Source organism: uncultured Hymenobacter sp., assembly GCF_964242765.1.
Classification (GTDB): domain Bacteria; phylum Bacteroidota; class Bacteroidia; order Cytophagales; family Hymenobacteraceae; genus Hymenobacter.
Genome location: NZ_CAXTBM010000082.1, coordinates 1 through 19,553, shown reverse-complemented (window position 1 = coordinate 19,553; position 19,553 = coordinate 1). Strand labels below are relative to the sequence as shown.

The following is a 19,553-nucleotide window of genomic DNA, read 5'->3' as shown; positions in this document are numbered from 1 at the left end:
GTAGTACATAGGCCCCCACGAACATGAGAATGCCGAGGTTAATACCGAAGTCAGGGCCTTTGCGGTCTGCTGATTTCCCGGCGAAGGAAGCGGCAAAGGCTCCGCTGGCCCCAATCAAACCAAACAAGCCGGCTACGTCGCTGCCGTAATGGTACGTGTCGCTTTCCAAAAAGAACACCAGTGTAGTCCAGAAGGCGCTAAAGCCGGCGAACATGCAGCCGGCCACGAGCGCCGAGCGCCGCAATATGGGCAAGTCGCGGGTGAGGGTGAGCAGTGACTTTAGCAGTCCGCCGTAGCTGCCCTGGAAATTCGGCTGGTTGCGCGGCAGCATCCGGGCCAGAATGCCGGTTAGCAGCACCATCACGGCTGCTCCAACCCAAAACATAGTGCGCCAGCCGAAGTGGGCACCCACGTAGCCGCTGATAGTGCGCGAAAGCAGAACGCCAATCAGCAAGCCGCTCATCACTTTGCCTACCACCCGGCCTCGTTCCTCATCGGAGGCCAACGAAGCGGCCATGGGCATGAGCAGTTGGGGCACCGCCGAAAAGATGCCAATGCAGAGACTAGCCGCTGCCAGCAAGGCAAACGTAGGAGCAAAGGCTGCTGCCGCCATGCACACCGCCGCCGCCAAAATCAGCGTCAGGATCAATCCTTTCCGCTCGCGCTTGTCGCCGAGCGGCACCACAAACAGCAGCCCGAGCGTGTAGCCCACCTGCGTAATAGTGGCCACCAAGCTTACCTCGCTCTCGGAAAGCCGGAACGTGCGGCTGATTTCCGCCAGCAACGGTTGGTTGTAGTAAATGTTGGCCACCACCAGCCCACAGGTAATGGCCATTAGCCATACCAAAGCGGGGGCAAGCGGAGTTTGGGGAGTAGCTGGCAGAGGACGTGCGTCCTTTGCTACGGGCTGATGATCAGCCACGGCTTGTTGTTTCATGAGGTAAGTTGCCGCCGCTGCAGTGTGGCAGAGGCTCGTACGGCCTCCCCTAACAGAAATTACAGCTTTAAGGTTGCGGCTAACTTAAGAGCGCAGGACCCGGCAAGCCAATGTCTAAAACGGTCTTTACCTCATAGTCCAGCCAAACGGTCGAGGCCTACTATGGGCTCGGTGCCGTTAAGGTTTTTCAGCGCCTCGATGGCGCTAGGCGTAATGGTGGAAGTGCTTTGCAATGCTGTACATAGCCTTTCGCGCCGTTCGTGCTCTTGCTGCATGTACTGATCCGCCTTGATTACTGCATCTAAATCCCGGCGGTTCGGATTCAAGTTCAAATACATCTGCACGAACATGTCGATGCAATCCGTGACGGCTGCCAGATGGTTATGGAAGTGCTTTTCCTCTTGCTTCGAGACAAAAAGAAGCGCCTCCGTAAGCGCGCTACTCGCATCAAGAGCATACGAGGCCAAGGGAGTAGTGAAATCGTCTAGATCCGGAGAGAGGTACTGTGTGTTAGCTAAAAACTGAATGGTTGCGGCAGTTGAGTTGTCTAGCCCAAAGCTGTATAAAGCATTGATACCTTGCTGATAAAGTGCAGGGTCACCCCATTCTTCTACCTCGCAGAAAGCCTCGTAGAGCACCTGCATCTTCTCACAAGTAAGCGCAGCCATAACGGATTTATGGCGAGCGGATAACTGAAAGGTGTGCGAAGTGTCTAACAAGTCTGCAAATACACCAAATTAATTATGAAGAGTTGATTAGCAGTGAAAAGCTTGCTTACACCGCGTGCTGCTTTTTGTACAGGCCGGGCGTCATGCCCTCGTACTGCTTGAACAGTTTCTGAAAATACGCCGTGTTGTTGAAGCCCGCCCGGAAACAGACATCCGCCACCGACGCAAGCGGGTTGCGCAGCAGGCGCTTGGCTTCCGCAAGGCGCTCCTGAATGATGTATTCGATGGGTGTGAGGCCTAATTCGCGCTTGAACACCCGAAAAAATGTGGCCTTACTCATGCACGCCAAGGCACTCAGCTTTTCCACCGTAATCTGCTCGGTGAGGTGCTGCTTGATGTATTGCACTACGTGCGCAAAGCGGTGGGAAGTAAGATGTTGGGTGTAATTGTTGAAAATAAGCTGGCGGGCCTGCGTCTGCATGAGGCGCACCAGCATTTCCTGGATGGTGAACGTAGCCAACACGTCTTTGATGCGGCCCGTGTCGCGAGATAGTTGCACGAGCCGTTCCAAGGCCGAAGTAAGCTCGGGTGTATTCTGGAAATGGGCGAAGTCATGGGTGTCGAGCTGCCAGGGCAGGTGCTCTTCGACGCGGGGATGGTGCTCGTTGAGTAGATCGACGGTCTGGCGAATGGTATCGGTGGGAATGGCCACTGCCAAACACTGCGTGGGGTTGTTGTCAGCGGCTTCCGGAAAGTCGATGAGCATGGTTTCGTTTTGGCCTACGATAACCGACTCGCCGGGCAGATATTCGAAGGCCGGGCGGCCCGCTAGGTGCATCACCTTTTTGCCCCGTAGCATGGTGGTCAGCACCAAGTTGCCCATGCTGAGCGGTACTTGGTGGGCAGTGCGGTGCGTTTCAAACACGTTCAACTCGAAAGCATCCAGGGCGTACACCGTTCGGTTTTCAACTAGCGTGGTCAGCTGGTCGGTTTGGCGGAGTGCGATAGGGGCGGGCAAGTGAGGCATGGACGAACAGGCAAGAGGGGTTGAGGCGTTGAAAAGCGGTGCGAGCCCAACCCGTAAACAATGAAAACCAAGAACAGTTGCGGCAGCAGGCCGCCTTGGCAGCGTACACTTCCACTAATTTACCTCTAATATAGCAGGTTCAAGTAAGTGAGTGAGTACTTACATTGTGCGAGGATACACTTCTTTTCTGAGAGTATATTACAACTATTTTGGTGGAGGTAACGGCTAGCTTGGGGTGTCTAAATCTAACCTCATTTTAGCACTGATGGAAACCTTAGAAAAACCCACCACCCTTGTTGCCCGACCCCAGTTCAAATCGCACTACGACAACTTCATTGGAGGCAAATGGGTAGCCCCGGTGAAAGGGCAGTACTTTGAAAACCCGTCGCCTATTGATGGCAAGGCGTTTTGCAAAGTAGCCCGTAGCACCAAAGAAGACATAGAACTGGCTCTCGACGCGGCGCACGAAGCCTTCAAAACCTGGAAAAGCACTTCGGCCACCACCCGCAGCAACCTGCTGATGAAAGTGGCCGACATCATCGAGCAAAACCTAGCTCATTTGGCGGCCGTGGAGTGCGTGGAGAACGGCAAGGCCATTCGGGAGTGCATGGCCGCCGACCTGCCGCTGGTCGTCGACCATTTCCGGTACTTCGGTAGCGTGATTGGGGCCGAGGAAGGTAGTGCTACCGAACTCAACGCCAGCACCTTATCCATGAACATTCAGGAGCCGCTGGGCGTGGTCGGCCAGATTATCCCCTGGAACTTCCCGCTGCTGATGGCTACCTGGAAGCTGGCGCCCGCGCTGGCCGCTGGTTGCTGCGTGGTGATGAAGCCCGCCGAGCAAACGCCCGCTTCCATCATGGTGCTCATGGAACTGCTGCAAGATGTGCTGCCCCCGGGAGTGGTGAACGTGGTAAACGGCTTCGGGCTGGAAACTGGTAAGCCGCTGGCTTCGTCGCCGCGCATTCAGAAGGTGTCGTTCACCGGCGAAACCACCACGGGCCGCCTGATCATGCAGTACGCCTCCGAAAATATCATCCCCGTAACGATGGAGTTGGGCGGTAAGTCACCGAACATCTTCTTCAAGAGCGTGATGGATGCCGACGACGATTTCCTCGACAAAGCCATTGAAGGTGCCGTGATGTTTGCCCTCAACCAAGGGGAAATCTGCACGTGCCCTTCGCGGATGCTGGTGCAGGAAGACATCTACGACGAATTTGTTGCCCGCGTAATTGAGCGGGTGAAGGCCATCAAGCTCGGCAACCCCCTCGACATGGAAACCATGATGGGTGCCCAAGCCAGCAACGACCAGTTCGAGAAGATTCTGAGCTACCTGGAAATCGGGAAGGCCGAAGGTGCTGAAGTGCTGACTGGTGGCGACGCCTACCATCAGGAAGATGGCGCGCTGGCAGAGGGCTACTACATTCAGCCCACCATGTTCCGCGGCCACAATAAGATGCGCATCTTCCAGGAGGAAATCTTCGGCCCAGTAGTATCTGTGACCACCTTCAAAACGGTAGAAGAAGCCATAGAAATAGCCAACGACACGCTCTACGGCCTCGGTGCCGGCGTCTGGACTCGCGATGCGCATGAACTGTACGAAGTGCCTCGCGCCGTTCAGGCCGGCCGCGTGTGGGTGAACTGCTACCATGATTATCCGGCGGGTGCTCCGTTCGGCGGCTACAAATCGTCGGGCTTCGGGCGCGAGAACCACAAGATGATGCTCAGCCACTACCGCCAGAACAAAAACATGCTGATTTCTTACAGCCAGCAGAAACTCGGCTTCTTCTAGAACCGAGGGACGTAAGAACGTCATGCTGAACTTGTTGAAGCCTTTCCCACCAACCTAAATCCTGATAGGAGGACGAAGCGGGAGAGGTTTCGACAAGCTCAGCATGACGTTCTTTTGTTGCTCGTTATCAGATACTTGCTTGTTTTTGTAGACCGGCGCAATGCTGAGGAAGAAATACTCGTCATTATCAACGGATGTATTTAGACGGCTGATGTTTATGGCTGACTTGTTTAAACTTGTGCTGGCCGTTTTGGTGGTGTTATTCAGTGCCACTTCAACTCAGGCCCAAAAGCTTCCGGTGCCCGGCCAGAAGAACCCGGATTGGTCGTTGCAAAAAACGGAGGAGTTTCAACTATCTCACTCTGAGCAACAGCCAAAGCCCATTCCTATGCCTTCTCCTCGACTAAGAGGCGGCATGATGGATAGCGCTGGCAACTGGGAAATTCTCTACGATTCTGAACATCATGTTCGGTATAATCTTCGAGAGCAAAAGAGAGGTTGGGTGCGAGTGCAAAATTTACAAACTGGCACCGTGTACACCTACGTCCGTAAAGGTGTTGTTGCTCCGTATTTTCAAAATTGAATCCGCTGGCCATTGCTTTGGCCAATGCTTGCTAATTCCGAGTTAACGCCACCCCTATGTCCAGCGAACCTACTCCCCGCGTGCTTGTGACACCAGCCGCCGAAGCCACCATCGACTTACTACGCGACGAGCATGGACCCCTTATGTTTCACCAAAGCGGCGGCTGCTGCGATGGTTCTTCGCCTATGTGCTTCACAGCCGGTGAGTTCCGGGTGGGAACCAACGATATCTGGCTCGGCCAAATTCATGGTTGCGACTTCTTTATGAGCGCCAGCCAGTTCGGGTACTGGCAGCATACCCAACTCACCGTCGATGTCACGAAAGGTCGCGGCGCCAGTTTCTCCCTGGAAATTCCGCTCGGCGTCCGGTTCTTGATTCGTTCCCGCTTATTCACGGAAGAGAAGGCAAGCAAAATGGCTACCATCTATGATGGCGAAGAGTACCTAACCAGACCTAACGTAGTGGAATAAGAGTTCAGTATTTACTTGCAAGTAACTGGGCTGTTGAGCCTGCCCTTTCCTGAAAAGCTAGGTTATTGTATGCAAAAGCCCCCGACAAACGAGTTGTCGGGGGCTTTTCAACGTATAAAGTAGATGCACCCTAACCTCTTGATGCAAGTAGAGAAAAGCGTAAACCTAACAGGCTTAGGCGTATTAGTGATTGCTCAGCAAGGCACGCCACTTCTTGAGTGCTTCGACTTGCATATGCACTGTCTGGTACGGTTGGTATTCCCGGACGGCGGCGAGTCAGAAGCCTCGGCTAGCATCGAAGCAATATCACGCCCCATTAATTCGCAGGGTGCTATGGCTACCGAAACGCCGGCCTTGCTGCTAACGCATGAAACGCTGACTGTACCAACCGGAACGCTGGTGTATTGGCTGGAGCAGACGGAATAGCTTGCTACTTCGTGCGCACTGGCAAGCCTTCCAACTGCACGTAGCTTAGTTTCCAGGCGTTTTTGGCGTTTTTCTTCCATAACAGAATGAAGTTGCCTTCCCCTTCGCCGCGCGGCGAGTTGGGGCTTTCAGGCACCACTTCTGTGGAAAAAGTACCGGCTTCGTAGGCCGTTTGCATATCGGTGCCGGAACTGGTAGTATAGGTTTTCAGGTCGGTGATGGTGCCCAACGTGGCGCGCACCCATTTGTCGGATACTTCCGATTTACCTTTAAAGTGCGTTTCGCCTTGCGAATATTGGATATCATCAGCCAGTAGCGTATCCAGTTGAGCCGTGTTTCTGCTGTTCCAGGCCCCGATAAACTGTTGGTTGAGCGCTTGGACATTTACAGCTTCTGCCGGCTTTTTATCAGTGGAACAAGAAGCTAGAGAAGCTGCTGCAAGCAGCCAACCGAAATAGAATTTCATATAAGTAAGAGTTTGGTAGATTAAGGAAGATGAAAAAACCCAAGCCCAAAGGCTCGGGTTTTAAGGTATAAGAGCGAAAAATTACCAGCTTTTTCTGCGAACTTCCGAACTAGGATAAGCCGACGTCCGGTCGCCGTACGACTCATTGGGCAAGTAAAGGCTAGAAGTAGTAGGAGCGTAAGCAGCTTGGTTGGCGCTAGAGTTCAGCGTGTACATCACGCCGGCACTGGTACCAGCAGCAAGGGCAGTAGCGCCAGCAGGAGTAGCCGAGGATTTTGCTGCCAACACCGCTCCTTTTTCCAGGCCGGAATTGTAAGCGGCAACGCGTTGGGCTTCGGCACGACGGGCGGCAGCCACGCGGTTAGCTTCAGCACGGTTGGCCGCCGCTACGCGGGCCGCTTCGGCTTTGCGCTTGTTGTCGGCGTTCTTGCCGATGGCATATCCAAGACCGGCCCCCGCGGCCCCACCTACTACACCTCCTACTACACGGTTGCGCTTGTTGATAAGAGCACCAGCGGCGGCGCCACCCAGGCCGCCAATAACAGCGCCTTTAGCGTGCGAACTTACGCGGTTTTGGGCTTGGGTATTGAAGCTGAAAATAGATGCGAAAATTAAAACTAGGGCGAAAAGCAAACTGACCTTTTTCATGGCAAATAAATTTAATGGTTAGGGAACCTTCACTCACTTGAGAAGGAAGTTTGCAAGCACCGTGCCAGTGCGACTGAGGAGCTTATAGTATTGAAGTGCGCTATATAATTTCAAGATGCCGTAACAATAGAAAGAACAGAGTACTTGCTTCGTAAATAGCAGAGCCCCTGAGAGTTTGTCTCAGGGGCTCTGCTCGTCAGAAAAAATAGCAGTTGCAGTCTATTTCACGAGCCAACCGTTGGCGTCAAACCAGTTTTGCATGCGTTCCACCCATTTGTCGTTGGTGGTTTTGTTGTTCATGCCGAAACCGTGGCCGCCTTTCGGGTAGAGGTGCATTTCGACGGGCACGCCGCGGCGCAGGCAGGCTTCGTAGAAACGCAAGCTGTTCTGCACTTTAACCGTTTTGTCGTCGGCGGCGTGCACCAGGAAAGTAGGCGGCGTTTGGGCACTTACCTGCTGATCGTTGGAGTAAAGCTGAATTTGGTCGGCTGAAGGTGCGGTGCCTAATAAGTTGTTGCGCGAACCAGCGTGCATTAAGCTGTCTGTCAGACTGATAACGGGGTAGAGCAGCACCAAGAAATCGGGCCGGACGGAAGTGTTGGTCGGGTCTTGGCCGACGGGCTTGGCGAAATGCGTACCCGCGGTGGAAGCCAGGTGTCCACCCGCCGAAAAGCCCATTACACCAATACGCGCCGGGTTCACGCCAAATTCCGTGGCCCGCTGCCGCACCAACCGAATAGACTGTTGCGCGTCGAGCAGCGGGGCAATGGTTTTGTCGGGCTGGCTTTGGTCGTTGGGCAGGCGGTACTTAAGCACGAACGCCGTGACGCCCATTTCCGTCAGCCGTTTGGCTACATCGGTACCTTCGTGGTCGATAGACAATCGAGCGTAGCCCCCACCCGGGCACACAATAACCGCCGTGCCGTTGGCCTTGTCTTTGGCTGGTCTGAATACAGTTAATGTTGGCTGAATAACGTTGGAAATGCGGATGCCACCATTTTCCAGCGTCACGCTGGTTTCCTTTACGTCACTTGGCTTGGAATCGGGGATGGTAACGGCGTACACGGAAATAACCTGCTGCGCCAGTAGCAGGTGAGAGCAAGCGCCAAGGGCAATCGTGAGGAGTAGCTTTTTCATCGAGTGTAAGGGCGGATTATAGCGTTAAGGATACAAAAAAGCCCCGGAATTATGCATGCCGGGGCTTTTGGGTTCGGAACCAAGTAAACCACTTACTACGTCGGACTAGGCGCCGGATGTTGACCTTCGCCGGCCGGCTTATCCGAAGCAGGGCCGCCATGCTCTTCGTCGGGTTTGTAGTTGGCTTCCAACTCAGCCAATTTCTCTTTGCCATAAGCAAACCGCGTGATGATAACGTACAGCACGGGCACAATAAAGATAGCCAACACAGTAGCCGAGAGCATACCGCCGAGCACCGTCCAGCCAATTGTCTGACGGCTTTGGGCACCGGCACCGGACGCAAATACCAGTGGCAGCACCCCCAAGATGAAGGCCAGCGAGGTCATAACGATAGGGCGCAAACGCAGTCGTACCGCTTCCAGCGTGGCCTCTACCAGCGGCATACCCTTGTCAACCCGTTCCTTCGCAAATTCGATGATCAGAATGGCGTTCTTGGCCGACAAACCAATCAGCGTAATCAAACCGATTTGGGCGTACACGTTGTTGGTAAGCCTCGGGATGAGCGTAAGGGCCAGGATAGCCCCAAACGCTCCCACCGGCACGGCCAGCAGCACCGAAAACGGCACCGACCAACTCTCGTAGAGTGCCGCCAAGAATAGGAACACGAAGGCAATCGAGAGACCGAAAATGTACACCGTTTGTCCGCCAGCCAACAGTTCTTCGCGGCTCAACCCCGAAAACTCGAACCCGTAGCCTTGGGGCAACGACTGCGCGGCAGTTTCCTGCAAGGCCTTGATGGCGTCGCCGGAACTGTAGCCAGGGGCGGGGTTGCCGTTGATTTCGGCCGAGCGGAACAGGTTGTAGTGCGAGATAAGCGGAGCACTTTCCGCCCGTTTGTAAGACGTGAGCGTGCTTAGCGGCACCATGCCGCCAGAACTGTTGCGCACATAGTACTGCCCCAGGTTACTGATGTCGCCGCGGTACATGGAATCGGCCTGCGTCACGACGCGGAAGTTGCGGCCGTACACCGTGAAGTCATTTACGTAGGAGCTACCCAGGTAGGTGCGCAAGGCGGTGCCCACATCGGCAATCGAGACGCCGAGCTTCTTGGTTTTCTCCCGGTCGATGGTGAGCTGATAGCCGGGCGTATTGGCGGTGAAGAACGAGAAAGAACCGGCAATTTCGGGTCGCTTACGCAGGGCACCGAGGAAATTTTGCAGCGCAGCATCGAAGTTCTTGATGTCGCCGGCGGCTTCGCGTTCCTGCAACACAAACGAGAAACCACCGGTGTTGCCGAGGCCCGGAATAGCAGGCGGCGAAATCACCACAATATTGGCTTCCTTGAGGCGGCTCAGGCGTTGCTGCACGGTGGCAATCAGGCTCTGCAATTGCAGCTCCTTGTCTTCACGTTCTTCCCACGGCTGCAACTGGCAAAACACCGTGCCGCTGTTCGATTTCGACGAGAAGTTTACGGCGTTCAATCCTCCCAGACCCGCATAGTGCCGAATGCCTTTAATCTGGCTCAGCTCCTTCATAATCTCGTTCAGGGTGCTTACCGTACGAGCGGTAGAAGAAGCTTCCGGCAAGTTGAAGGTCACGATAATGCGGCCTTCGTCTTCGGTCGGGATAAAGCCGCCCGGCTTCTTGATAAACATGAAGGCCGTAGCCGCCACAATGCACACCAGAATCACCACCACAAAGCGGGAGTGCTTGATACCTCGATGCACGCCGTTGCCGTACTTGTTCGTCACTTTGTCGAACCAGGTGTTGAACTTGAAAAACAGCTTGTCGATACCACCTGATTTTTCGTCGCGCTTGTGGGGCTTGAGCAGCAACACGCACAAAGCCGGTGTGAGCGACAAGGCCACGAAGGCCGAAATCAACACCGAAATAGCAATGGTAATGGCGAACTGCTGATACAAGCGGCCGGTGATACCGGGAATGAACCCGACCGGCACGAACACAGCCGCCAGAATTAGAGCAATGGCAATTACCGGCGCCGAAATTTCCCGCATGGCCGCCAGCGTGGCGTCCATGGAGTTCATCCCTCGCTCGTTCATGTTGTGCTCCACGGCTTCCACCACCACAATGGCGTCATCGACCACAATACCAATGGCCAGCACGAAGCCAAACATCGTCAGGGTATTGATAGTGAAGCCAAGCGGGATAAAGAAGATGAAAGTGCCCACGATGGATACCGGAATAGCCAGCACCGGAATCAGCGTGGAGCGCCAGCTTTGCAGGAACAGAAACACGACCACCACTACCAGCAGCAGCGCTTCTACCAGCGTATGCAGCACTTCCTCGATGGATACCTGCACCACCGAAGCGGCTTCGAAAGGCACCACATAATCGAGGTCGGCGGGAAACTGCTTCTTCAGGTCTGCCATCGTCGCATTCACGTTCTCGAACGTTTCGAGGGCGTTGGCGCCGGGGGCCTGGTACACCAGCAGATAGGCAGCGCGCTTGCCGTCCACGAACGAGTTGTTGCCGTAGTTGAACTTGCCCAACTCCAAGCGGGCCACATCCTTGAGGTACACCACCGAATTATCCTCGGGTTGTGTTTTCACCACGATGTCACCGAATTCCTCGGTGGTAGTTAAACGGCCTTTTACAAACACGATGTATTCGAACGTTTGGCCGGTTTGCTGCGGGGGCGCCCCAATAGAGCCGGCCGCAATCTGGGCATTCTGCTCCTGAATGGCGGCCGTTACTTCCTGCGCCGTGACGCCGAGCTGCGAGAGTTTATCGGGATTGAGCCACACCCGCATCGAGAAGTCGTCGGCCCGCGACACAATATCTCCTACGCCTTTAGTGCGCAACAGCGCGTCTTTGACGAAGACGTTGGCGTAGTTGTCGAGGAAGGTGGTGTTGTGGGTGCCTTTGGGCGCGTACATGGCCACTAGCATCAGAATACTCGGGTTCCGCTTGCGGACCACCAAGCCCAGGCGCTGCACTTCCTGCGGCAGCGTGGGTTGCGCAATACCCACTCGGTTTTGCACGTCGAGGGCGGCAATGTTGATGTCGGTGCCGACCTCGAAGTTGACGGTCATGCTCATCTGCCCGTTGCTGGTGCTGTTGCTTTGCAAATAGGTCATGCCCGGCGTGCCGTTGACTTGCACTTCCACGGGCGTGGCAACGGTCTGCTCTACGGTTTGGGCATCGGCGCCGGTGTAGGTACCAGTCACCGACACGGTGGGCGGCGTGATTTCTGGATATTGCCCAATGGGCAAATTCAGAATGGCCAGCGCCCCTACCAACACAATCACCAAGGAGGCAACAATGGCGGTGACAGGGCGCCTAATAAAGGTTTCTGCAATCATGAGATGTATCTCTGTTGGCGCGCGGCCAAAGTGTACTTAGTGCTATGTGGAAAATTTACAGTGTCATACTTCCGCAGTGGACGCTAAAGCGAGCATGGCGTTCTTCTATCGGGCGCCACCGCCGGCAGCTGGGGCACCAGTACCGGCTTGGCCTTGCGCACCGGCCTGGGCGGGCGTACCCGCCTGAATCTGACCTCCGTCGCGCAGGCGCTGCAAGCCTTCGGTCACCACCTTGTCGCCTTGGTTGAGGCCTTCCATCACCACAATCTGGTCGCGTAGGCGCGGGCCGAGCTGCACTTTGCGCTGGTAGGCTTTGCTGCTGTCGCCGGCCACGAACACAAAGTTCTCGCCCATCTGCTCGACAATGGCTTTGTAGGGTATTACTATGCGGCGGCCCGACTGGCGGTTGAGTACGCGCAGCACGGTGCTCATGCCATCTTTGAGTTGGCGCTTAGGGTTGGCGAACTGCACCCGAATCTGCACCGTCCCGGTTTCCTGGTTCACGCCCCGGTCGATGGCTAAGATCTTGCCGGGTTGCGGGTACGGCGTACCATCAGGCAGTACTAGCCGGAACGTGGAGTCGCTGCGGGCAGGGGCTTGGCGCTGCAAGTCGGCAAACCGGCCCAAGTCCGCTGCCGTCACCACAAAGTCCACAGCCATTGGGTCTTCTGCGCTCATTGTATTGAGCAAAGTAGTACCCGGACTCACTTGGGAACCTAAGCGCACCTGCGAGATGCCGATGCGGCCCGTGAAGGGCGCCTTTACCAGCGAGTAATCAAGGTCGGTGCGAGCGAGGGATACGCCAGCTTGGGCTTCCGCTACTTGGCTTTGAGCGGTAGCATAGGCTGTGGAAGCATTATCTACCACCTGCTTGGCAATGGCGTCTTGCTGCGCTAGGCGCTGGTAGCGCTCCAGGTTCACCTGCGCATTCTGCACGGTGGCTTGCGTGCTACGTAAGCCAGCCAGTGCCTGTTGGTAGGCAGCTTGGTAGCGGCGGCGGTCGATTTCGTAAAGCGTTTTACCTTTGGTCACCACTTCTCCTTCCTTAAAGAAGATGCCAGTGATGAAGCCCGCCACCTGGCTGCGCAGCTCTACCGTGTTGATGGCTACTACGGTAGCTGGATACTCGTCGTAATATACCGCGTCAGTAACGCGGGCATCCACCAGCGTTACGGGGGTGGCGGGTGGTGGCCCGGCAGGTTTGTCGGCGTCTTTGTTGCCGCAGCTCGTCCAGGCAAATAGACCCACGGCGTAAGACAGGGCAAGAAGGGTCTTCTTCATATAAAAAGTAGAGCAGCAGAGCTTAGTAAGAAACGGGCAACTCGCCGATGGCGCGCTGCAAATCCACTTTACTGCTCAGTACCTGAAACAGCGCGGTGTAGTAATTAAGCTGCGAGGTGCGCAGCGTAGTTTGGGCCACAATCAAGTCAACGTAGGCCCGAATGCCTTCCCGATATTGCAAGTTGATGACGTTGTACACCTCCTTAGACGCCTCCAGGTTGCGCTTGCCAAGTAGGTACTCGGTGTAGTAGCCCTTGTAGTTGGCCAGCGCTGTTGCGTATTCGGTGTTGATCTGGTTGCGCGTGTTGGCAATATCTTCGTCTAGCCGGGTGTTTTGCAGGCGTGCCCTACGAATGTTTTGGGTGCGCCGGAAACCCGTGAAAATGGGCAGGCCCAGCTGAATACCAGTGTACGAGTTGGGAAAGCGTGTGCGGTACTGCTCGCGCACCTCGTTGTTCTGGAACACTGTGTTGTAGTTTGCAAAGGCTGATACCGAAGGCAGGAAGCCCAGGCGGTAATAATCCACGTTGATATCCTGCAACGCTTTTTCCGTTTGCAACTGCTGAATCTCGATGCGGTTGTTGATATTGAGCGCCACGGTGGTGTCCACAATAGCCTCAATTTCCAACTTGAGCGTGTCGTATTGCAAGGCTAAGGTGCGCTCGGGCGATAAGCCCATCAGCTGCTTGAGGTACGCTAGGCGGGCATTTACGGCTTCAAATGCCTGCTTGCGCCCAGCTAGCGAGTTATTGAGCGATACTTCCGCTTGCAAGTACTCGGTCTTGTCGGCAACCCCCGTTTCGTACCGGACGCGGGCGTCGCGGTAGTTGCGTTGCAGGCGGGCAATATCCTGGGTGAAGACATCGAGTTGGCGTTGGGACAGCAGCACGTTGTAGAAGGCCTTGCTCACATCGCTAACGGTGGCAATTTTTATGTTCACCGTGTTTTGCTCGGCGGCCCGCGAGTTGAAACGCTTGCTACGAGCGGCCAGATTTACATCGTTGTTGTAAATAACTTGCGTGCCGCTCAACCCCAGCGTAGTCACGTTGCGCACCCCCAACTGACGCGGCTCATTGAGGCCAGTCGTCACGTTGGGGAAGATGGTGAAGGGCAGCTGCAAATAGTGCTGCGCCGTGCCGGAAAAGCCCACCTGCGGTAGCCAAGCCGACAAGGCAATCTGATTGGAAGACCTAGTAATTTCTTGGTCAATGCGTGCCTGGCGTACCAGAGGCTGGTTGGTTAGCGCCTCGTTTAAGCATTGGGCCAGAGTGAATTCAGTGCCGTTTGCTTGTGGCAGAGTGGAGGATTGCGCCTGCAGCCACATTGGGGCAAGCAAAAGGAGACCAAGCAAAAGCCGGGGCATCCATGTCATTTGTTTCATATACTGGTGAAAGCAGCTACTACTTTACGTAACTGAACGGTAAGCGACTGAACAAGCCGCAAGGCAAACAAGAAAGCCGGTGTGATGGACACTGCCTACATGGGTAAGGCTGCATACGTAATAAGGCTTTCGGATGACGTCTGCCCTAGGCGGGGAGCAGGTGGGATTGGCGGAAGAGCGCAGGCGTACTATCCGAAGAGGGTGCAAGGCGGGTAAACAGGAATTCTTGCAAAAGGTTGTATGCCTAAGAAAAAAGAGCAGTTAAGAAACATGCCTAGTTCAGTTGAATCGCTCGTGAGCAGACAGTGGAATTTCCTTGTCTACCAGCTTCTTATAAAGAAATAATAGGATGATAATAAAGCCTTTAGTAAGTGTGTTTCTGCGCTGCTAGGAATAAGCAGCGCAATTTTTCTGCACAACGACTTGCTCTGCCTTAGCCCGTAAGAATTTGCGTGAATTGAACTAAGTGTCTCGCTTTTACGATACAGGCTAAATTTGGATACCAGTTCAGCTTCAAGTATCTATTGACACTAGCATTGCTGAAGAGGCTGCTTCTCTGCCGTAGGTAAACTTTCCAAGGTCTATGCTTTATCAGTATATTTGCAGCTTTGAAGTCATGAATGCGAGTGGCGACATATTTTAAAGAAATAAGGAGCAACGAAATCCTGATTTGTTTAATAATTATTTATCTGCTTACTTATTTCCTCGTCAAACAGTGTTTTTAAATGTCGGCTTCTTCTCTGGTTTCAATAATAATTCCAACCTATAATGCGGTTAAATATGTTCAGCAAACTGTAAATAGTTGCTTGGCGCAAACGCATGATTTAGTTGAAATTATTATTCAGGATGATTGCTCTAGTGATGGAACTTGGGAATTGCTCGGCAAGCTTTATTCTCAGGAACCTAAGGTAAAGCTTTTTAGAAACACCAAAAACTTAGGTATAGGTGACAACTGGAACGCAGCCTACTCGAAGGCAATTGGAGACTACCTTGTAATATTCAATGCCGATGATCTGATGCACCCAACGATGGTAGCCGGGTTTTTGTCGAAGTTCGATTCGGACTCTACACTTGATATTGTAACGGGTAAGTTTGAAATACTTGTAACAGAAACAAATAAAACATTTCTTTATCCAGACCACGTCGATTTGCGAGGCGGTGTAGTTGATGATTTATATTCGCAATTATTTTTTAAATCAGCTTTTCATTGGAACTTCAGCTTAGTTAAAAAAACTCTGCTAAAAAAAGTCGAGTTCAGTAACGGCGACTTGTTTTTGAATACGCAGGTATGTGATTATGAATTGTGGTATAGATGTTATCTAGCGGGCGCTAAGGTTTATTTCGATGATACAAAGATATGGGGCCACTACAGGAAGCATGAGTCCAACTCTTCTTCGAAGCCAAATGGCGAGTTGAGGAGCTTTTTAAAGGATTTTCTTAACTACCACCAAGCTAGTTTTAAAGAAAAAAGTGGTTTAGATTATACTAAAGTCCTTGCTAGAAGATTCTTGACTTTTTGTAATAACAGAAAGGATTTCGAGAAAGATGTGTTCTATTTATATGTGAAACGGATTACTCAAAGTATATTGTAGCCATGAGATTAAGAGGGTTTGGATTTGAGTTTAAAATATATCTGTGTAATTTCTTTATTTCCTATGTGCCCAGCCATACCATAAGATTGTTCTACTATAGGAAGGTTATGGGTTTTACTATTGGGAAAGGCAGTACTGTGCACCTGGGGTGTAAATTCAATACGCCAGATACCTTCCTAATGGGAGAAAATAGCACCATCAATCAGTTTTGCCGAATCGATAATAGAGGTGGTATTGCTATAGGGAATAATGTTTCTATATCTCCTTATGTGAAACTCATGACGGCAGATCATGACATGAATCACCCACAATGCGCGGGAAGGCAACTTGAAATAGCACTTGAAGATTACGTTTTTATTGGAGCCGATGCTATGTTATTAGGGGGAGTCCGAATGAGGAAGGGCTCTGTATTAGGAGCAAAATCACTCTTAACAAAGTCAACTGAACCTTTTGGAATTTATCTTGGTATGCCGGCCGTCCTTAAGAGTCAGCGCATTCAAAACTTGGATTATAATGCCTCATATGACAGATTATTCAATTAGATAGATAAAATGAATTTATTGCGAAACTATATTTTCTATTAATAGAAAATCATTATTTCTTGCTATCCTATTGCAAAATTTATTTTTCAGAGTTTGAATTATAAGCTAAGCTTAGTTCCTCTCAACAGGATAGTTAGCATTAGAGCATAATAGTTAGCGGGAATACGCGAGTAATGCTATCAATAGGCGTATAGCCTTGTAGCAACCACAACGTCGGTTATTCACAGTAGCCACCATTGCCACTGCGGGAAGACTTCCGGTAAGCCACAACATCCTGTAGATTAGCTTTCTAGAGAACCAGCGCCTTTTACTCCTTTACTCCCACAAAGCATTGGAGAGCTAAGTGTTTGAAGCGTATGAGATTGGCAATGCCATTTCACTTCCGAGTTGCATAAAAGCCATTACTGATGCAGCAAATAAGTGCGTTAATATGATATATAAATATTGATAACAGCCTTAAGAAAGAACAATCCGAAATAATAGAGGATATTTGTAGCAGAAAAATATGATAAATCTCTCGCAGGATTAGATATATAAAGGAAACCTCTGTATTATATTAAAAATAGTTATATGAAAACATATATAGATGCAAAAGTTAGCGTGTTTAAACACATAAGAGTACTAGATGAAGTCCTTGGCAACAAGCAAGTTTCCACTTCCTGGTATGTCTTTCAGTCATAGTCAAGTTTTTATGAGGACATCGGTTCAACGCATAGTGAAACATCCAAACTATGCGCGAGCATTGGAATGGGGAAGGCTGATTACAATCACTGGATCAGCACAGGTAGTCGTACAGGCGATAAGTTTCCTTTGTGGAATTTTGGTGATTCGCCTATTGCCCACACAAGAGTACGCACTCTATACTTTGGCTAACACGATGCTCGGGACTATGATCCTGCTGGCTGACGGTGGTATATCAACAGGGGTCCTCGCGCAGGGTGGGAAAGTGTGGCAGGACCGCGAGAAGCTTGGGACAGTGCTCGTCACTGGGCTCGACCTTCGAAAGAAATTTGCGATTGGTAGTCTGCTTATCGCGGCTCCTATATTAATCTGGCTTTTGCGGCATCATGGGGCCAGTTGGCTGATGTCAGCCCTGCTGTTGCTAGCTACAATTCCAACCTTTCTTACCGGGCTATCTAATACGCTACTAGAAACTGCGCCTAAACTGCGCCAAGACATCACACCTCTGCAAAAAAATCAGGTGGGAGTTAATATTGGCCGTCTAGCACTGCTTGTGCTAACGATGTTTATTTTCCCATGGGCTTTCATAGCTGTGTTAGCGGCAGGTCTGCCTCAGATTTGGGGAAATTACAGGCTCAAGAAGATTTCGGCCGGATACGCCGATCTCGCTCAAAAACCTGACCCCGCCATTCGGGCTGCCATCTTAAAAGTGGTAAAGCGAGTTTTGCCGGGAGCGGTCTACTATAGTGCTTCTGGTCAGATTACAGTATGGTTGATGTCTATTTTCGGCACGACTGCGGCTATTGCACAAATAGGCGCCTTGTCGAGGCTGTCAACGATGCTCAGTCTCTTTACCATGCTCTTGATGACCTTAGTAATACCTCGATTCGCCCGGTTGTCGGCTGATAAATCGGTGCTTCTTACGCGTTATTTCCAGATTCAGGCGGGGCTATTGGTTTTAAGTGTTTGCATTGTTGGGGCCGTATGGATGTTTCCTAGCCAAGTGCTGTGGATACTAGGTAAAAACTATTCAGGTCTGAATATCGAACTGGTTTTAAGTATAATAGGAAGTTGCCTCAGCTTAATTACTGGTATATCTTTTTCTTTGGTTTCAAGTCGGGGATGGGCAACTAATCCTGCCATAACAATATCTCTTGAAGTTGCTGCGGTGGTTATCGGTATTTTGTTAATTGATGTATCCACACTGAAAGGAGCACTTATTCTTAATATATTTATCGGATTAATGCAGGCGTTGCTTTATTTGATTTATGGAACACTTAAAATAACTAAATCCGAGCCGGTTGTGTCATAGCCATATTGGTAGAATTGTTGCAAAGGTTAGTTGCACGGTAATAGCAGGAGTTGAGATCTAGCGTTTCGTAGTATTCTGTTTGAAGTAGGATGCAATTAGAAAGTAATGTGCGGCGCCAAGTCAATGAGAAGAATAAACTCAGTCTTTATTTTCATACAGCTATTTATCTAATATTTATACTAGAAAATAGATTGCGGGTAGTATAAATATATAATATACTTTGTGTTATTTAATAACATGCCCGATGTATTACTATAAAATTTATATTATTTATGTTTTACGATGCTAAAAACAACTAGATCCGTTCTTAAATTAAAGAGTGAACAAAGTAGAAAAATGTCTTGGCTGATGAGAAAGTGTTGAGAAATGACCAATTTGTTTCAAATAAACTCAATGCTGATTCTAGTGTAGCTTTTATATTTGATTCTTATATTTTATTTCGCGTTTCTTATAAAAGAATTTTTCACTCTAAAATTTAATTAGCACATTGCATTAGGCATAAGGTAAGTATGAAAATAATTTTTGTTTGTGGTTCGTTGGAGCCTGGTCGTGATGGTGTTGGAGATTATACTAGGCGCCTAGCAGCCGAACTTATTCACCAAGGCCACCAAGTTGCTGCTTTAGCCCTGCACGACACGTATGTAGAGGCGGAGCTATCGGGTACGCAGGAAGCGGAGCAGGAGCAACTGCCTGTTCTGCGCATTCCAGCTTCTCACAGCAAAACGGCCCGTTTCGCTGCCGCTCAGCAATGGATAGACGCAATTGACCCGGAATGGCTGAGCCTACAGTACGTTGCGTTTTCATTTCAACCCAAAGGTCTGCCGTGGGGTCTGAGTGAATCATTAGCGCGCCTAGGCCGGGGAAGGCGCTGGCATATTATGTTTCACGAGTTATGGGTCGGTGTATTCATTGATGCACCGCTGAAGCACATAGTATGGGGGTGGGTCCAGAAACAGTTGATTAGGTCCATGGTGAAAACGCTGCAACCCGCCGCTATGCATACCCAGACCCGACTTTATCAGCTTCTGCTTAAGCGGCTCGGGTTCAAAGCCGATTACCTTCCCTTGTTTGCCAACATACCCGTTACGAGTAAGCATAAAAAACCCGCGTCAGTGCTTGAGGCCAATGGTTCAGGGAACTCCGTATCCATTGTTATATTCGGTACCATTCACCCTGATACGGCCATCGCGCAATTCGCTAAAGAAGTTTCTCAATTGGCTCGTACCAAGGGTACACAGTTTTCTCTGATTACCATTGGGCGCTGCGGCGCTAATTTGGAGCCATTTG

General features: G+C 51.4%; 17 protein-coding genes. 8 read left to right on the top strand and 9 right to left on the bottom strand.

From position 1 onward, the window contains the following. The 3 genes from ACFE7X_RS22410 to ACFE7X_RS22400 all read right to left on the bottom strand — a co-directional run. Positions 1-937, bottom strand: a 937-nt coding sequence (locus ACFE7X_RS22410; protein ID WP_375437918.1) for an MFS transporter, incomplete at its 3' end; no start/stop codon positions are given. A gap of 131 nt (positions 938-1,068) precedes the next feature. Beyond that, a complete protein-coding gene (locus ACFE7X_RS22405) occupies positions 1,069-1,656 on the bottom strand; it encodes a DUF416 family protein (RefSeq protein WP_375437917.1) in 588 nt (195 codons plus the stop codon). Positions 1,657-1,711: 55 nt separating this feature from the next. Continuing rightward, positions 1,712-2,632, bottom strand: a complete 921-nt coding sequence (locus ACFE7X_RS22400) for an AraC family transcriptional regulator N-terminal domain-containing protein (RefSeq protein ID WP_375437916.1) — start codon at positions 2,630-2,632, stop codon at positions 1,712-1,714. Between the two features lie 265 nt (positions 2,633-2,897). Between ACFE7X_RS22400 and ACFE7X_RS22395 the strand changes: the two genes are divergently transcribed. The 4 genes from ACFE7X_RS22395 to ACFE7X_RS22380 all read left to right on the top strand — a co-directional run bounded on the left by ACFE7X_RS22395 (position 2,898) and on the right by ACFE7X_RS22380 (position 5,903). Then, positions 2,898-4,424: an aldehyde dehydrogenase family protein gene (locus tag ACFE7X_RS22395; protein WP_375437915.1), complete on the top strand. Its 1,527-nt coding sequence runs from the start codon at positions 2,898-2,900 to the stop codon at positions 4,422-4,424. Positions 4,425-4,641: 217 nt separating this feature from the next. Continuing rightward, the gene (locus ACFE7X_RS22390; RefSeq protein WP_375437914.1) at positions 4,642-5,007 is read left to right on the top strand and encodes a hypothetical protein; all 366 of its coding nucleotides are present in this window, start codon (positions 4,642-4,644) and stop codon (positions 5,005-5,007) included. 56 nt (positions 5,008-5,063) lie between these two features. Beyond that, entirely contained in the window at positions 5,064-5,477 is a 414-nt protein-coding gene (locus ACFE7X_RS22385; RefSeq protein WP_375437913.1) for a DUF779 domain-containing protein, read from the top strand. 123 nt (positions 5,478-5,600) lie between these two features. After that, entirely contained in the window at positions 5,601-5,903 is a 303-nt protein-coding gene (locus tag ACFE7X_RS22380) for a hypothetical protein (RefSeq protein WP_375437912.1), read from the top strand. Positions 5,904-5,907: 4 nt separating this feature from the next. Here ACFE7X_RS22380 and ACFE7X_RS22375 read toward each other — a convergent pair whose 3' ends face one another. The 6 genes from ACFE7X_RS22375 to ACFE7X_RS22350 all read right to left on the bottom strand — a co-directional run bounded on the left by ACFE7X_RS22375 (position 5,908) and on the right by ACFE7X_RS22350 (position 14,082). After that, positions 5,908-6,369: a YybH family protein gene (locus ACFE7X_RS22375; protein WP_375437911.1), complete on the bottom strand. Its 462-nt coding sequence runs from the start codon at positions 6,367-6,369 to the stop codon at positions 5,908-5,910. 81 nt (positions 6,370-6,450) lie between these two features. After that, entirely contained in the window at positions 6,451-7,017 is a 567-nt protein-coding gene (locus ACFE7X_RS22370; RefSeq protein WP_375437910.1) for a hypothetical protein, read from the bottom strand. A gap of 219 nt (positions 7,018-7,236) precedes the next feature. Continuing rightward, a complete protein-coding gene (locus ACFE7X_RS22365) occupies positions 7,237-8,154 on the bottom strand; it encodes an alpha/beta hydrolase (protein ID WP_375437909.1) in 918 nt (305 codons plus the stop codon). 95 nt (positions 8,155-8,249) lie between these two features. Beyond that, positions 8,250-11,477, bottom strand: a complete 3,228-nt coding sequence (locus ACFE7X_RS22360) for an efflux RND transporter permease subunit (protein ID WP_375437908.1) — start codon at positions 11,475-11,477, stop codon at positions 8,250-8,252. A 105-nt stretch (positions 11,478-11,582) separates the two neighbouring features. Further along, positions 11,583-12,758, bottom strand: a complete 1,176-nt coding sequence (locus tag ACFE7X_RS22355) for an efflux RND transporter periplasmic adaptor subunit (RefSeq protein WP_375437907.1) — start codon at positions 12,756-12,758, stop codon at positions 11,583-11,585. Between the two features lie 22 nt (positions 12,759-12,780). Then, complete coding sequence (locus ACFE7X_RS22350; protein WP_375437906.1) at positions 12,781-14,082, bottom strand: TolC family protein; 1,302 nt, start codon at positions 14,080-14,082, stop codon at positions 12,781-12,783. Positions 14,083-14,864: 782 nt separating this feature from the next. Between ACFE7X_RS22350 and ACFE7X_RS22345 the strand changes: the two genes are divergently transcribed. From ACFE7X_RS22345 to ACFE7X_RS22330, 4 genes are all read left to right on the top strand, one after another. Beyond that, a complete protein-coding gene (locus ACFE7X_RS22345) occupies positions 14,865-15,731 on the top strand; it encodes a glycosyltransferase family 2 protein (protein WP_375437905.1) in 867 nt (288 codons plus the stop codon). Positions 15,732-15,838: 107 nt separating this feature from the next. Further along, positions 15,839-16,273, top strand: coding sequence for an acyltransferase (locus ACFE7X_RS22340; RefSeq protein WP_375437904.1), 435 nt, complete (start codon positions 15,839-15,841; stop codon positions 16,271-16,273). Between the two features lie 715 nt (positions 16,274-16,988). Continuing rightward, positions 16,989-18,266 (top strand): lipopolysaccharide biosynthesis protein, encoded by a 1,278-nt coding sequence (locus tag ACFE7X_RS22335; protein WP_375437903.1) that lies wholly within the window; start codon positions 16,989-16,991, stop codon positions 18,264-18,266. A 509-nt stretch (positions 18,267-18,775) separates the two neighbouring features. Beyond that, on the top strand, positions 18,776-19,553 hold a 778-nt coding region (locus ACFE7X_RS22330; protein WP_375437902.1), incomplete at its 3' end, for a glycosyltransferase.